Origin of the sequence: Roseiconus nitratireducens (assembly GCF_008629675.1) — a bacterium.
In the GTDB taxonomy this organism is placed as follows: domain Bacteria; phylum Planctomycetota; class Planctomycetia; order Pirellulales; family Pirellulaceae; genus Stieleria; species Stieleria nitratireducens.
This window is the reverse complement of sequence record NZ_VWOX01000013.1, coordinates 75,881-90,661: the sequence shown is the minus strand read 5'-3', so window position 1 is coordinate 90,661 and position 14,781 is coordinate 75,881. Positions and strand designations below refer to the sequence as shown.

Genomic DNA, 14,781 nt, shown 5'->3' with positions numbered 1-14,781 from the left:
GACACTTGCAACCCTTCCCCACTCCCCCCACACGCATGAACGCGACGCAAATTGACCGGACTCAGATCGAGTCGCTGGTTCGCCAAGCGATCCAACAGTCGCTCGGCGGCGGACCTTCCGTGGCCGCCGACGGCTCCGCCAGCCCGCCCGGCTGGGTCAACGGCAAACCGAACTTGCGGGTCAGCATTTCTGCCCGACACGTCCATTTGACCGACGAGCACGTCGAAACCCTGTTCGGCCCCGGCGCGGTGCTGGAGCCGGAGAAGCCGCTGTACCAAGACGGGTTCTACGCGGCCAAGCAGACCGTGATGGTGGTCGGTCCCCGGCGACGGATGCTGCCCAGCGTGCGGGTGTTGGGTCCGACGCGATCGGCCAGCCAGGTCGAACTCGCTTTCACCGATTCCATCTCGTTGGGCATCGACGCGCCGGTCCGCCACAGCGGCAAGATCGACGACACGCCGGGTTGCGTGTTGGTCGGCCCCGCCGGCACGGTGCAACTGGACCGGGGCGTGATTCGCGCCGCCCGACACGTGCACATGAACTTCGCCGACGCCGATTTCTACGGCGTCGCGGACGGCGACATGATGCAGTTGAAGATCACCAGCAATGATTGCAGCACGGTGTTCGAGAACCTGCTGGTTCGCGCCGACAAGGCGGCGAAGCTGGAAGTGCACATCGATACCGACGAAGGCAATGCCTGTCATTTGGACCGCGCTTCGAAAGTGGAGCTGACCAAGAGCGGCTGCAGCTGCAAAGCCTAATTCACCTCGACGGCGAATCTCCCCGCCGCACCCACCGTCCCGTTCACGGACGTGGCACGTGCGGGCGGGCGGCCGGTATCTGAGGACCCACCAAACTGAGAACTAACCAAACCAAGGGTCGAAACGTCCCCACGTCCGATCCCCACCCCTTTCTTCCGTTTCTCCTTCAAAGGCAGATTTCCCATGGCAAAGATTAACGAAGCGCTCGGCATGATCGAGACCAAAGGGTTTGTATCCCTGGTCGAGGCAGCCGACGCAATGATGAAAGCGGCCAACGTCCAGTTCCTCGGCTGGGACAAGGTCGGCAGCGGACTGGTCAGCGCGTTCGTCAGCGGCGACGTGGCGGCGGTCAAAGCCGCAACCGACGCCGGTGCCGCAGCCGCGGGTCGTGTCGGCGAGGTCGTCAGCGTCCAAGTCATCCCGCGTCCGCACGACGACCTTGGCAAAGTGCTCAAGACGACCGCCCCGGCAAAGGCCAAGTGATCGCGTCCCCGGCACCCTCCCCCACTTTTTGAAACAACGTCAAGACGAAATAGAAACACCATGAACGATGCAATTGGTTTGATCGAAACGAAAGGCCTGTTGGCACTGGTCGAAGCCACCGATGCGATGGCCAAAGCGGCGAATGTCGAAATCGTGAAACGCGTCGACATCGGCGGCGGACTGGTCACGACCGTCGTCAGCGGCGACGTGGGCAGCGTCCGCGCCGCGGTCGAAGCCGGCGCCAATGCCGCTTCGCAAGTCGGCGAGCTGTTGTCCAGCCACATCATCCCGCGACCGGCCGAAGGCGTGGTCAAGGCCTTCCTGTCGTAGCACGGTCGGGCTTCATCACGACGGCACGGGAGTTCAGCGCCGCACGCGTTCGCGCGTCGACGGTGCGCCGGTTCTGTGTGCCGCCACCGATGACGCATCGGCTGGGCCGTCTCGAACGGAATTTCCACGGAGGATTTCGCACGTGCTTGTCTTAGTTGCCAACCTCGGATCGACCAGCTTCAAGTATCGGTTGTTTGAAATGACCGATGACGGAGCCATCGATGACATCCAGAACGTCCGCTGCCTCGCCCGAGGTGCGGTCGAACGGATCGGTGACGCGCAGAGCAAATGCACGGTCGCAATCGGCGACTGGTCCGACGAGAAGTCGCTTGCCGTTCCCGATCACGGCGTCGCCGTGCAGGCCTGCCTGGACCAGCTGACCGATCCGCAGCACGGGGTGATCCGTGAGGCGACCGAAGTGGCCGCGATCGGATTCAAAGCCGTCCACGGGGGTCGCCTCTCCGGTGTGTTCGTTGTCGACGACGCGTTGCTCGACGCGATGGCCGAAATGAACGCCGCCGCGCCGGCACACAACCCGCCCTACATCGCCGCGATGAACACCTTGCGGACTCGGTTCCCTGATCTGCCGCTGGTGGCCGCGTTGGAAACGGACTTTCACCGCACGATCCCCGCAGCCCGGCGAGAATACGCGATCCCCCGATCCTGGGCCGACCAGTTCCACGTTCGCAAGTGGGGCTTTCACGGCGCCAGTCATCGCTACATCGCCTACCGCAGTGCGGAGATCCTGGGCCGCCAGGATGCCCGCGTGATCTCCTGCCATTTGGGTGGCAGCAGTTCAATCACCGCGATCCGTTCACGCGAAAGCGTGTTGACGACGATGGGGATGACCCCGCAAACCGGATTGCCGCAGAACAACCGGGTCGGGGACTTCGATCCGTTCGCCCTGCCTTTGATCCTGCAGCGAACCGGACTGTCACTGGACCAGGCCCTGCAAACGCTGGCTTCCGAAGGCGGACTGCTGGGGCTGAGTGGCGGACACAGCGGTGACGTCCGCGACCTGGAAGAAGCGTCCGACAACGGCGACGCCCAAGCCCAACTCGCGTTGGACGTGTTCGTCGAAGAGATCCGCCGTCATCTGGGCGGCGCCCTGGTGGCCCTGGGTGGCGCCGATGCGATCGTTTTCACCGGCGGCATCGGAGAAAACGGCGTGCAGATTCGCGATCGCGTCTGCGCAGGACTGGCCGACCTGGGGATCGTCGCGGATTCGGCAAGCAACGCTTCGATCAAGCAACGTGTCAACGATCTGGGCGAGGCGTCCTTCCACGCCGGCAACTCCCGGACACAGTTGTGGGTGATCCCCACCAACGAAGAAGTGATCGTCGCCCGGCAGACCGCTGCGGCGCTGAAGCATTCGTGATTTCCCCGACCCTTTCCTCCTTCCACAAGACCTGACACGAATGTTTATCGCCCGCGTCACCGGATCGGTCGTCAGCACGCAGAAGGTTGCGTCGATGACCGGCCACAAGCTGTTGGTCGTCGAACCGTACCGGTTGGAGGAAAAGAAACGCAACAAGCTGGTCACCACCGGCCGCACGTTCATCGCCGTCGACACCTTGGGCGCCGGCGAGAACGATTTTGTGTTGATCACCCAGGGCAGCAGCGCCCGCCTGACACCCGAAACGAAATCGCTTCCGATCGATGCGGTCATCATTGGCATCGTTGACCGAGTCCACATCGATAAAGCCAGTGTCTACTCGAGAGACTGACCCGTCCCCCGTGAATGACGCCCTTCGGCCTGGCCGAAGAATCCCCCTTCGGCTTGGCCGAACAATCCCAACGAACCCTCCCCACCGAACAACCACAGTCACACATCGCAACGGCAGCCGGCGGCGGCCGCGAGGTAATTCACGATGCAATACGACGAAAACCTGATTCGAAACGTTGTCGCCCAGGTCCTGGCCGAAGTCGGTCCGATGCCGTCGGGCAACTCGGCTTCGGCGTCTCAGGCGGGCGGCAGCAACGGCGTGTTCTCCGACGCCGATTCCGCGGTGGTCGCCGCCCGCGCGGCGTTCGAGCAGTTGCGTCAGCGGACTCTGGCCGACCGCAAGCGGATCATCGACATCATTCGTCGCATCTCCATCGAGCAGTGCGAAGAACTGGGCACGATGGAGATGGAAGAAACGCAAATCGGGCGACTGGAACACAAGATCGAAAAGCTGAAAACGCTGGGTGAGCAAACGCCGGGCGTCGAATTCCTGGAGACCAAGGCCTACAGCGGCGACCACGGGCTGGCGGTGATTGAACGCGCCCCCTTTGGTGTCATCGGCGCCATCACACCGGTCACGCACAGCCTGCCGACCATCACCGGCAACGCCGTCAGCATGATCGCCGGTGGAAACACCGTGGTCGTCAATCCGCACCCGTCGGGCAAGCGGGTCGCAGCCGAAGGCGTTCGCCGCTTCAATCGCGCGATCGCCGCGGAGGTGGGAATCGACAACCTGATCTGCGTGATCGCCGAACCGACACTGGAAAGCGCCGACGCTCTGTTCAAGCACCGCAACGTCGCCCTGATCTGCGTGACCGGCGGCCCGGCCGTCGCCCGGGCAGCGCTCAATAGCGGCAAACGCGCGATCGTGGCCGGCCCCGGCAACCCGCCGGTCGTCGTCGACGAAACCGCCGATCTGGACTTGGCGGCACGATCGATCATCGCCGGTGCCGCTTATGACAACAACTTGTTGTGCATCGCGGAGAAGGAAGTGTTTGTCGTCGAATCGGTTTTCGACGCGATGCTCGACGCCATGCGCCGCGCCGGGGCGGCACAACTGAACCACGATCAAATCAACGCGTTGACCGCCAAAGCGATCGTCCAGGTCGGCGACGACCATCACGACGCGGCAGCCAAAGAGTACATCGGGAAAGACGCCGCCTTCCTGGCCGAAGCCGCCGGCGTTCGTGTTCCCGCGGGAACCGAATTGGTGTTTGGCGAAACCGACGAACACCATCCGTTCGTCAGCGTCGAACAGATGATGCCCTTCCTGCCGTTCGTGCGAGCCCGCGACGTCGACCACGCCATCGCGATGGCCAAGCACTACGAGCACGGGTTCCGCCACACGGCGATCATCCACTCGCGCAACGTCCGCAACATGACCAAGATGGGCCGCGAACTGGACACCACGTTGTACGTCAAGAACGGCCCCTGCATGGCCTCGCTGGGTCTGGGCGGCGAAGGCTACCTGTCGTTCTCGATCGCCGGACCGACCGGTGAAGGCGTGACCACCCCGACGACGTTCACCCGCGAGCGACGCTGCAGCATGATCGACGAACTGCGCGTCGTGTGACCCAGCTCCAGCTCACACGCCTCCGAACGCCGTGTCACGGCATTTGGTTCGAACACTTTCCCTTCATCCTCCACCCCGCTTCCCACGCCCACATGCAGCCCGCCGTTGTCCTCGGATCGACCCGCGCCACCGTCAAGCACGAAAGCTTTGTCGGCCGCCGGCTGGTCATCATTCAACCGTTGGCGTTGGATGATTCCGCCGACGGACCGCCGTTGGCGGCTTTGGATGCCGTCGGATCGCGGCGTGGGGACCGCGTGATGATCACCAGCGACGGCAGTTACGCGCGAGAAGTCAGCGGCCATGAAAACACACCGGCCCGCTGGACCGTGATCGGAATCATTGACGACAACTGAAGCCTTCCCCATGTCCACCGTTTCCCACCACCGCGAACCCGATCCTGCGATGATCGCTCGGATTGCGCGCGAAGTGATCCGGCGGCTACGGAACGATCCGAACGCCGCAGCGGATCTCGCCGCAGGTTCTTCCGCGGTGGCCCCGGAAAACAAGCCGGCCGCGACAACCATCGTGGGAAAACGTCTGATCACGGTCGAAACCCTGCGAGCACATGCCGACACGTCCGAATTGGTCGCGGCGCCGGGCGCCGTGATCACTCCGGCCGCCCGCGACGAAGCGAAACGCCGCGGCATTGCGATCGTTTCCGCGTCCACCTCCCGGCAGGCATCGCCCCACAATGCAACGGGCGATCGAGCCAACGGGCCGGTCGGCCAACACGACTGCGAACTGGCCGGGCAGCTGCAACGACGCGGCGTCCGTTTGCCCGGCGGCGTGAAGGTGATTTGGACCGATCGCCCGGCTGCGGAGGTCTGCCGCCGTTGTCAGTCCGGGGACCGGGCCACGATGGTCGGCACCTTCACAGACGTCGATCGCTTCGCCGCCGAACTGGCGCCAACCGTGTGGGTGCTGGATCGAACCAAACTGAACCTCACCGCTGCCGTCAACGCCGCGGTCCGGATCGCCCAAGTTGCATCCACTCGTCGGGAGACCACCGCATGAAACTGGCGCGAACCGTTGGCACCGTCACCCTCTCGAAGGCACATCCTTCCTTCGCAACGGCCAAGCTGCGTTGCGTTGAAGTCGTTGACTCGATCGACCAGATCGACAAACAGCCACTGGGCGGCGACACCATGGTCGCCTGGGACCTGTGCAGCACCGGTCTGGGCGATCTGGTGGCTTTGGCCGAAGGCCCGGAAGCCGCTCAGCCGTTCCGCCCGGACGTCAAATGCATTGACGCTTCGATCGTCGCTTTGCTGGACGAGATTGATCTGGAATAGGCATCCTCCGCTATCAACCATTCACCTCCAAACCATTTTTCTCTGGACCCCCACGGCAATATGCAAAACACGCATAAGATCAAGCAGGACATGTGCGACATCGGTCGCCGCATTTACAACCGGCAGTTCGCCGCGGCCAACGACGGGAACATCACCGTCCGCGTCAGCGAAAATGAAGTCCTGTGCACGCCGACGCTGCACTGCAAAGGCTTCCTGAAGCCCGAGGACATCGCCACCGTCGACATGACCGGCAAACAAATCGCCGGACGCAAGAAGCGTTCCAGCGAGGCGCTGTTGCACCTGGAGATCTACAAACAGCGGTCGGACATCCGCAGCGTGGTTCACTGCCACCCGCCGCACGCCACCGCTTTCGCGATCGCTCGCGAACCCATCCCGCAATGCATCCTGCCGGAAGTCGAAGTGTTTTTGGGGGACGTTCCGATCACCAAGTACGAGACGCCCGGCGGCCAGGCGTTTGCCGACACGATCATCCCGTTTGTCGACAAGACGAACGTCATGATTCTGGCCAACCACGGCACCGTCAGCTATGGCGAAACGGTCGAACAGGCCTACTGGTGGACGGAGATCCTGGATTCGTATTGCCGGATGCTGATGTTGGCCAAGCAACTGGGCAACGTCGCTTTCCTGGACCAGCAAAAATCGCAGGAGTTGCTGGATCTGAAAAGCCAATGGGGCTACAGCGATCCCCGTAACACCAAGGAATTCGAGAACTGCGACATTTGTGCCAACGACATCTTCCGTGACTCCTGGAAGTCTTCGGGCGTGCAGCGGCGTGCGTTCAACGCCCCCCCGGCGATGCCCGCAAAAACGACGCCGGCCGCAGCGGCTGCCCCCGCCGCCGGATTGCCGGCGGGCGTCGACCAGGACCAGCTGGTCAAGCTGATCACCGACGAAGTGATCCGGCAGATGCAGGCCTGAGCCCGATCGCGGCTCAGGGTTTGACTTCGGAACCCCAGATCCCACTCCCCATCGCTGGGCGCACCGAGCGCGTAGCTTTCTCCCGACAACGTTTGTAATTCATCATGAAAATCTCCATCATCGGCGGCGGCGGCCTGGTCGGATCGTGTGCGGCGTACGCCCTGCAGTGCGGCGGACTCGCACGCGAAATCGCGCTCCTGGATGTCAACCAAGAGCTGGCCGTCGGCCAGGCACTGGACCTCCAACACGGCGGCCCCAGCGTCGCCGATCAAAGCATCGTCGGGGGCGGCTACGAGCACATTCCCAGCAGCGACATCATTTGTATCACTGCCGGCCTACGGCGTAAGCCGGACGAATCACGGTTGGACCTGATCAACCGCAACACCGACCTGTTCGTGCAGATCCTGCGCGACGTCAAAGCGGCTGGTCCGAAACCGTCGGCGATCGTACTGGTGGTCAGCAACCCGGTCGATATTCTGACGTACGTCGCGGCGCGGATGTTGGACCTTCCCGTCGCACAGGTCATCGGCTTGGGCACCCAACTGGACACGATCCGCTTCTGTTCGCTGATCGCCGAACAAATGAACGCTCCGCCGACACAGACCAAGGCGTTGATCCTGGGCGAGCACGGAGAGTCGATGGTACCGATCTGGAGCAGCGCGACCATCGCCGGTCTGCCGCTGGACAAGTATCCGGGCTGGTCACCGAACCTGGTCTCGCAACTGTTCACCCGCACCCGTGGCAGTGGTGCCGAGGTGATCAAACGCAAAGGTGGTGCGGGCTTCGCTGTCGGCATCGCGATTCGCGACGTGATCGATTCGATCCTGTTGGATAGCCGACGCGTGTTGCCGGTCAGCAGCGTACAAGACGGTTGCTTCGGCGTGCGAGACGTCGCCTTGTCCGTGCCGACGGTGGTCGGCCGAACCGGTGTGGTCGACCGCATGGAAATCGACCTGTGGCCAAAAGAGGTGCAGGGCATGCGTGCCAGCGGTGCGGCACTCCGCAAGACGCTCGACGTGGTACTGCAACGGATCGGTTAGACCCTCCGGCCACGGCGGTCTCCCCTTGCTCTAAAGACCAGTCGCGAAGCGCCGACAACCCCCTGCCGTCGGCGTCAGCCGACGGACACCGCCTCCGAATCCTCCCATCCGCGAAGCGGCGACAGCAACACCGCCTCAGCGAAAAGAGCGGCAATCTTTCCTCCGTGTGCTCGCCCCCCAAAACGCACACCAGAGACGCCGCGGCGCTCCTACTGTCGCCCGTTGAAAAGGCGGAGCCGGACGCGCCGCAACCTTTCAGAAACAGCGGGCAGGCATTAGGCTACTCGGCTTTCTCGATTTTGAACAAGAATTCCGGAGAGCCTTTTTGATGGCTTCGTACGACGTTTTTGGGGTAGGCAACGCATTGGTGGACATCCAGACCCAAGTGGAAGATCGGGTGCTGGAGCAGTTGGCGGTCGAAAAGGGAATCATGACCCTGGTCGACATCGAACAACAATCCCAGGTGCTGAGCCACCTGGACGGCCGGCCCGTGAATCGTTGCGCGGGTGGATCGGCCGCCAACACCATCGTCGCCCTCGCGGACTTCGGCGGAACCGCCGGATTCATCGGCAAAGTCGGTGACGACCCGATTGGCAACTTCTTTCTGAAAGACATGCGTGAATTGGGGGTGGCAATCCAAGTCAATCCGGCCACCCTCCCCACCGGGACCTGTGCCGTCCTGATCACCGAAGACGCCCAGCGGACCATGCTGACCACCCTGGCCGCGTCCACGACATTGGGACCGGACGACATCGAAGAATCGATGATTGCCGATTCGAAGTATGTGTACATCGAAGGCTACCTGTTGACCGGCGACACCTCCAAAGCAGCGGCCTACAAAGCGATGGACCTGGCCAAGAAGCATGGCGTGAAAATCGCCTTCTCGGCGTCGGACCCGTTCCTGGTCAACATGATCCGCGACGAGATCTGGGACCTGATCACCGGGCCGGTCGATTTGTTTTTCTGCAACGAAGAAGAAGCGAAGTCGTTGACCGAGGAATCGGATCCGTTGCGGTGCGCCGTCAAGATCCACGATCACTGCGAGAACGTGGCGCTGACGCTGGGCGGCAAAGGATCGATCGTGATGCACGGCGGCGAAGAATTCCCGATCGAGGGTGTGCAGGTGAAGGCGATCGACACCACCGGTGCCGGGGACATGTACGCCGGGGCACTCCTTTACGGCGTCACCAACGGAATGGATTGGCGCACCGCCGGACACTTGGCGTCGCACGCGGCCGCCCGCATCGTTTCTCAACTGGGCGCTCGGCTGGAACGCAAGTTCACCGTCGATGAAATCGCCGAGTTCAGCAAGATGAGTTGAGTCCCACGGTCCCCCACCGCCTGGCCTCCGGTCGTCGAGTGATGAAACCTCCCCGCCGCCGGCGCAAGCCGACGGGGAGGGCCGGCACACACGCTCTCCGGCCACTCGGTCGACGTTCAATCATTGAACAGTTGCATCAACTCCGCCGCCCAGTCTTCCCATCCTTCGGCGGCGGCTTCGAAGTCGACTTTCATCCATCGCACCGGCGAATCGGGTAGCACCCGGGGCTTGTACTCACTGTCCCGGCTGATCGGCAACTGGCTGCTGCTTCCCATCGCCAGACGGTCTTCGGTTTGCGCTGAAACCAGGTAGTCGGCAAGTTGTCCGGCGGCCGTTGGGTGCGGCGCGTTTTTCAACACCGCGATCGTGTTTGGGATTCGCAGCGTCCCGGGTTGGTCCGGTTCCTGATCCGGAAACACGATCGCAACCTTGCCGCCGCGATCCTTTTCGACGATCGCGTCATCGGTGTCGGTCAGCCCCCAAGCCAACTCGCCCGACGCGACCGCCAGGGCGACCTGCTTGTTGCCGGACAGGATCACCGCGTTGTCGTGAATCTGTTGCAGGAATTGCAGCGTTGATTCTCGCCCGTTGCGTGCGCGAAGCACGGCAAAATGCGTGGCCGTGGTGCCGAACAGCGGTCGTGCCATCGCACAGCGATCCTTCCACTTGGGATCCGCCAATTCCCGAACGCTGCGAGGATACTCCTCGGCCGGGACCAAGTCGGTATTGATCATCAACACCCGTGCCCGGGCGGCAAACCCGCACCACGACCCGTCGCTGGCGATCATGTCGCTGGGCCAGCCGGATTGGACCGCCCACTTCCGGGGCTGCAACAATCCCAATTTCTGCAACCGCACGGTGTGCATGATTTCGTTGTTCCAAAACACGTCGCAGACCGGCGCCGGCTGTTCGGCGATGATTTGGTTGACCAGCCCCACGGTCTTGGTCGATTCCACGTCGAATTTCGCCACCACCCCGGTTTCGTGATCGGTGCGGCGTTCGAAAGCATCCAGAATTGGCGTCGCGAACTCCTCGTCCAAGGCGGAATAGACCACGACGTCGCTTTCGGCACGTGGCACGCAACCGGCAAAGCTGGTCAGGAACAGCAGACCCGACACGGCAGACAGCAATCGCGTTGCGAACCTCTGTCGTCGTCGAATGGGGCGCCGGTTAAACTTGGCGTATGAATGGAGCATCGACCTTCCAAGATTCGTATCGCTTGATGGACCGACGCCGGCGGATGATTCCGGCCGGGTCGGATGAATCGGCGGCGCAGGTGCCGGCCGGTCAGCCCACAGCGGTTCAAACGCCTGCCGGTCAACCCTCGCCACCCTTGCGGTCCGCAAACGACCAATCCTACCGGAGAACGGTGACGTGGTCATTGCGACACCCCCAACGGGCCGGGCGGCGGGTCCTGGGCGCCGGTCTCCGGGCGGTGAGCGCCTGGGGAATTCTGGCAGTGGTGATGTTCGTTGTCCCCGCGACGGCAGAGACACCGTTTCAAACCATTCGCGGCAAACACATCACCCTAAAAGCGGATGAGGGCTCCGAAGCGTCCTTGCAAGAGTTGGTGGAAACGTTCGATGCGGCCGTGCCGCAGTGGGAGCGATTCTTTGAATTGCCCGCCGGAACGCTGGATTCCTGGTCGGTCGACGCGTTCGTGATCCGCGAGAGCGAATTGTTTCGACAATCGGGCGACCTGCCCGCGGAACTCAATTTCCCCTTCGGTTTTGCCAGCGCCGGGAACCTGTGGGTCAACCGCCAACCGAGCGACTACTACACACGCCACCTGCTGCTGCACGAAGGCGTCCACGCGTTGGCGATTGATCAGTTCGGCGGGGCAGGCCCGTCCTGGTTCGCCGAAGGCATGGCCGAAATGCTTTCGGTGCATCGCGGCGTCGGCCGGGACGTTCAGATCGGAATCGTCCCCCAGTCGCGCGACGCCGTTCCTTACTGGGGACGCTTCAAACGGATGTCGCAGCGACGCGAGGAAAACCGAGTCCCGACGCTGGAATCAGTTTTGGCGTACCCGCGAGAATTGAACAGCGACGTGGAAGCGTACGGTTGGAGCTGGGCGGCGGTGATGTTGCTGGCGGAGTATCCCGAGTATCGTCCGACACTGCTGCGGGCGGCGCGACGGGGTGACGATCCCAGCGAGGCGTTCTCAGCGATTCTGCGACGCCAGATCGGTTCGGCATGGCCGATCGTCCAGGCCCGCTGGCGATTGCTGACCGCGACACTCGACTACGGATTTGATTGGCAGGAAGAACGGGTGCCGCTGTCGATCAAGGACGGCGTCTGGAACGGGTCGCCGATCCACAAAACGATCCAAGCCGACACCGGATGGCAATCGCTGGGCGGCCGGTTCGCCCCCGGGACGCGTCTTTCGATCACTCCCGAAGGACGCTGCACCCTGGCGGAAGAGCCTCGGCCCTGGGTCAGCGAGCCGCCGGGGGTGACCATCCACTACGCGATGGATCGCCCGCTGGGCCAATTGCTGCTTTGCGTCCTGCCCAATGCGACCGAAGAGAGCGACTTTCTGGAACCACTGCGGGTCCAGCCGGTCACGTCGCGTTTGGATTTGGTGATCGATTGCCACTGTTGGCTGCTGTTTCGGATCAACGACCACTTGGGAGACCGCGGGAACAACCGGGGGGGCTACCAGGTCACCGTCACGGCCGAGTGATTGCCCACGTCGTGATCCCGTCGATCGGCTAGAATCCTCGCATTCATGTCTCGGTGAGAATCAGGATGTCGAAACCCAAGCACACGAAAGCTCAGCACACGAAAGCCAAGCACACCGTGCCCCGCCGGACGCTGCCTGCGACTTCGGTCGCGGCCCGTCGCGGGCACGACTCCGCCGGTACCACTGCCGCAGCGATTCGGCCCCGAGATCCGCAGCGGCTAAGCCAGCTGGCCGGTGAAGTCGCTCTGCGAGAATTCTCGGCACACCAGCGGGAGCAATGGCGGCGCGAAATACACGAACAGATGCTGATGACCAGCCGCTCGATTGACGGGCCGAATTTTCGCAAGATCGGCCGCGACGACGTCGCGCGGATGATCCGGATGTACGACGATCGTTACTTCGGCGGCAAGATTCTGCCGACCGCGACCGCCGAAGGTGTTTCCTTTGGCATTTCCTCCCGCATGACCAGCGTTGCGGGCAAACTGGTGACGCAGTACCCCGAAGGCAAGTACGACGGAATCCGCAGTTTCGAATTGGTGCTCTCCAGCACGCTGCTGTTTCAAACCTTTGAAGATGTCTCTCGTCCGGTGGAAGTCGCTGGCTGTTTGTGCCGGGATCGGTTGGAAGCGATGCAGCGGATCGCCGAGCACGAATTGGTGCACCTGGTCGAAATGCTGATCTGGAACGACGGCAATTGCAGCGAGGCGAGATTCCAGTCGATTGCCAAGCGTTATTTCGGGCACACCGACTACCAACACAACCTGATCACGCAGCGTGAGCGGGCGGCGGTGCGGTTCAACATTCGCGTCGGAGACCACGTCGCCTTTCACCACGACGGGCACCGGCTGCAGGGGCGGGTCAATCGGATCACCCGACGGGCCACCGTCTTGGTACCCAATTCCGCCGGCGAACGGTTCAGCGATGGCCACCGGTATGTCCGGTTCTACGTCCCGCTGGACCGATTGCAGCGAGTCGTTCCGTAGCGCGGACGCACGGCGTCGTCCCCGCCAGCAGTACTCGCCAGCAGTACTCGCCAGCACCGGCCTGCGCCGCCCACCGCCCGGCGGCGTGTCGTCTGAGCCCCCGCGCCGATTCAGCTGTGCCGATTCAGGGAGCCGAGGGGATGAAATCGTCGTCCCCGCGAAGGGCCAACGCGAATTCGGCCAGCAGCTCGGCGACATGATCGATATCGTCCAGCGAGATCGCTTCGACGGCGGAATGCATGTAGCGGTTGGGGATGGCGATCAGCCCCGTGGCCACGCCACCGCCGTGCAGCTGCAGGACGTTGGCATCGTTGGGCGTCGCGCGCCCGATCGCGGCAAGCTGGTAGGGGATGCTGTTGGCTTCGGCCAGTTCGATCAGCCGCGCTGCGACCTTGGGGTTGATGTTGGGGCCGCGGAAAATCACCGGGCCGCCGCCCAACTTGATGTCACCTTGCCGGTTCTTATCGATCGTCGGGCAATCCGACGCGTGGGTCACGTCGACAGCGATGGCGACATCGGGGTTGATGCCCCCGGCGGCGGTCTTGGCGCCGCGAAGCCCGATTTCCTCCTGAACCGTCGAAACGCTGTGCAGGTGGCAATGCAGTCCGCCATCCCCCTCGCCACCAGACGACCTGTCCGTCGCACGTCGCAGGGCTTCGATCACGGTCCACATTCCGGATTTGTTGTCCATCCCGGGTCCGGAAACGATGTGGTTCATCAATGGGCGCAACCGCAGATCCAGGGTGACCGGGTCACCGATGCGGATGGCGGCCGCGGCCTGGTCGGCCGATGCCGCGCCGATATCCAACCACAGCTCTTCCAGTTGAACGACTTCGCCGCGTTCCTTCTGCGTCAACAGGTGGATCGGCTTGCGGCTGATCACGGCGGGCACTTCACCCCCGGCGGTCCAAATCGACATGGCCTGGCCGACCAGTTGTTGGGGGTCCCAGCCGCCGATGGTCTGCGCGTAGACATACCCCAGTTCGTCGATGTAAGAGACCAGCATGCCGATCTGATCGCAGTGCCCGGCGTACAGCAGTCTGGGGCCGTCCTGGGGACCGGATTCAGCGATCAGATTGCCGTGCACGTCGACGCGTACCACGTCGGCATGTCCGGTGATGTAATCGCGAACCAATCGCTGGATCGGCTCCTCGTAGCCGGAAGGACTCGGGGTGGCGATGGCTTGTTCAAAAAAGCGACGTGCGGAATCGTGCATGAGGCAGCTTTCTCTTGGAGTTTCCAGGGGCGGGTCGAGGCGTTTCAAGACGCGGCGGGACGTGTCTCGTCTGGGGGCAGCTGAAGGTGAAAACAGGTGGTTGTCCAGACCGCCGCAGCGGCCAGATCGACTTTATGAAAAGATTTTTTTTTGCGAAATTTCTTCCCGCGAGGGCAACGAAACCCCGGCTTTGTGCGTCTAAACATGATGAAACGCGGGGTTTTCACGTTGGCCCAGTCTTGCGTAACCGGGCGGTCGATGGGGTCGCGGAGTGTCGATCCGACAATGCCGCTTGTTCCCTTGTAAACGCCCTAAAGAATTAGGGCGGTTTTGCTCGACACTATCTCTCGGATCGAGGAATTTCGACTGAGTTCACTCGCCGCCGCGGTAACAACCGACCGGGGGCTGGTGAGCTGGTGGCAGCCGAATCG

The 14,781-nt window shown here is 62.7% G+C and carries 16 protein-coding genes; 14 read left to right on the top strand and 2 right to left on the bottom strand.

Going from position 1 to position 14,781, the window contains the following annotated elements:
* The first annotated feature begins 35 nt into the window (after positions 1 to 35).
* From FYK55_RS20845 to FYK55_RS20790, 12 genes are all read left to right on the top strand, one after another.
* On the top strand, positions 36 to 761 hold the full coding sequence (locus FYK55_RS20845) for a phosphate propanoyltransferase (RefSeq protein ID WP_150078437.1): 726 nt from the start codon (positions 36 to 38) through the stop codon (positions 759 to 761).
* Positions 762 to 944: 183 nt separating this feature from the next.
* On the top strand, positions 945 to 1,244 hold the full coding sequence (locus tag FYK55_RS20840) for a BMC domain-containing protein (protein ID WP_150078435.1): 300 nt from the start codon (positions 945 to 947) through the stop codon (positions 1,242 to 1,244).
* A 60-nt stretch (positions 1,245 to 1,304) separates the two neighbouring features.
* Positions 1,305 to 1,574 (top strand): BMC domain-containing protein, encoded by a 270-nt coding sequence (locus FYK55_RS20835; protein WP_150078434.1) that lies wholly within the window; start codon positions 1,305 to 1,307, stop codon positions 1,572 to 1,574.
* Between the two features lie 142 nt (positions 1,575 to 1,716).
* Complete coding sequence (locus FYK55_RS20830) at positions 1,717 to 2,952, top strand: acetate/propionate family kinase (protein ID WP_150078432.1); 1,236 nt, start codon at positions 1,717 to 1,719, stop codon at positions 2,950 to 2,952.
* Between the two features lie 40 nt (positions 2,953 to 2,992).
* Positions 2,993 to 3,301: a EutN/CcmL family microcompartment protein gene (locus FYK55_RS20825; RefSeq protein WP_150078430.1), complete on the top strand. Its 309-nt coding sequence runs from the start codon at positions 2,993 to 2,995 to the stop codon at positions 3,299 to 3,301.
* Positions 3,302 to 3,445: 144 nt separating this feature from the next.
* Positions 3,446 to 4,873: an aldehyde dehydrogenase family protein gene (locus tag FYK55_RS20820; protein ID WP_150078428.1), complete on the top strand. Its 1,428-nt coding sequence runs from the start codon at positions 3,446 to 3,448 to the stop codon at positions 4,871 to 4,873.
* A gap of 92 nt (positions 4,874 to 4,965) precedes the next feature.
* Positions 4,966 to 5,226 (top strand): EutN/CcmL family microcompartment protein, encoded by a 261-nt coding sequence (locus FYK55_RS20815; protein WP_150078426.1) that lies wholly within the window; start codon positions 4,966 to 4,968, stop codon positions 5,224 to 5,226.
* A 10-nt stretch (positions 5,227 to 5,236) separates the two neighbouring features.
* Positions 5,237 to 5,887: a hypothetical protein gene (locus FYK55_RS20810; protein ID WP_150078424.1), complete on the top strand. Its 651-nt coding sequence runs from the start codon at positions 5,237 to 5,239 to the stop codon at positions 5,885 to 5,887.
* The gene (locus FYK55_RS20805) at positions 5,884 to 6,165 is read left to right on the top strand and encodes a EutN/CcmL family microcompartment protein (RefSeq protein ID WP_150078422.1); all 282 of its coding nucleotides are present in this window, start codon (positions 5,884 to 5,886) and stop codon (positions 6,163 to 6,165) included. The genes FYK55_RS20810 and FYK55_RS20805 overlap by 4 nt, the downstream gene beginning before the upstream one ends.
* A gap of 60 nt (positions 6,166 to 6,225) precedes the next feature.
* Positions 6,226 to 7,104, top strand: coding sequence for a class II aldolase/adducin family protein (locus tag FYK55_RS20800; RefSeq protein WP_150078420.1), 879 nt, complete (start codon positions 6,226 to 6,228; stop codon positions 7,102 to 7,104).
* A 104-nt stretch (positions 7,105 to 7,208) separates the two neighbouring features.
* Positions 7,209 to 8,144 (top strand): lactate/malate dehydrogenase family protein, encoded by a 936-nt coding sequence (locus FYK55_RS20795; protein ID WP_150078418.1) that lies wholly within the window; start codon positions 7,209 to 7,211, stop codon positions 8,142 to 8,144.
* Positions 8,145 to 8,472: 328 nt separating this feature from the next.
* Positions 8,473 to 9,465, top strand: a complete 993-nt coding sequence (locus FYK55_RS20790; protein ID WP_150078416.1) for an adenosine kinase — start codon at positions 8,473 to 8,475, stop codon at positions 9,463 to 9,465.
* Positions 9,466 to 9,581: 116 nt separating this feature from the next.
* Here the strand turns inward: FYK55_RS20790 and FYK55_RS20785 are convergent, their stop codons facing one another.
* Positions 9,582 to 10,661: an extracellular solute-binding protein gene (locus FYK55_RS20785; RefSeq protein WP_150078414.1), complete on the bottom strand. Its 1,080-nt coding sequence runs from the start codon at positions 10,659 to 10,661 to the stop codon at positions 9,582 to 9,584.
* Between FYK55_RS20785 and FYK55_RS20780 the strand changes: the two genes are divergently transcribed.
* Positions 10,649 to 12,151 carry a hypothetical protein gene (locus FYK55_RS20780; RefSeq protein WP_150078412.1) on the top strand — a complete coding sequence of 501 codons (1,503 nt, stop codon included), beginning with the start codon at positions 10,649 to 10,651 and terminating at the stop codon, positions 12,149 to 12,151. The two genes, FYK55_RS20785 and FYK55_RS20780, sit on opposite strands and share 13 nt — an antisense overlap.
* A gap of 65 nt (positions 12,152 to 12,216) precedes the next feature.
* Positions 12,217 to 13,134, top strand: a complete 918-nt coding sequence (locus FYK55_RS20775; RefSeq protein ID WP_150078410.1) for a hypothetical protein — start codon at positions 12,217 to 12,219, stop codon at positions 13,132 to 13,134.
* Between the two features lie 124 nt (positions 13,135 to 13,258).
* On the opposite strand, the gene FYK55_RS20770 is transcribed toward FYK55_RS20775, so the two are convergent.
* Positions 13,259 to 14,350 (bottom strand): M42 family metallopeptidase, encoded by a 1,092-nt coding sequence (locus FYK55_RS20770; RefSeq protein WP_150078408.1) that lies wholly within the window; start codon positions 14,348 to 14,350, stop codon positions 13,259 to 13,261.
* Positions 14,351 to 14,781: the final 431 nt, after the last annotated feature.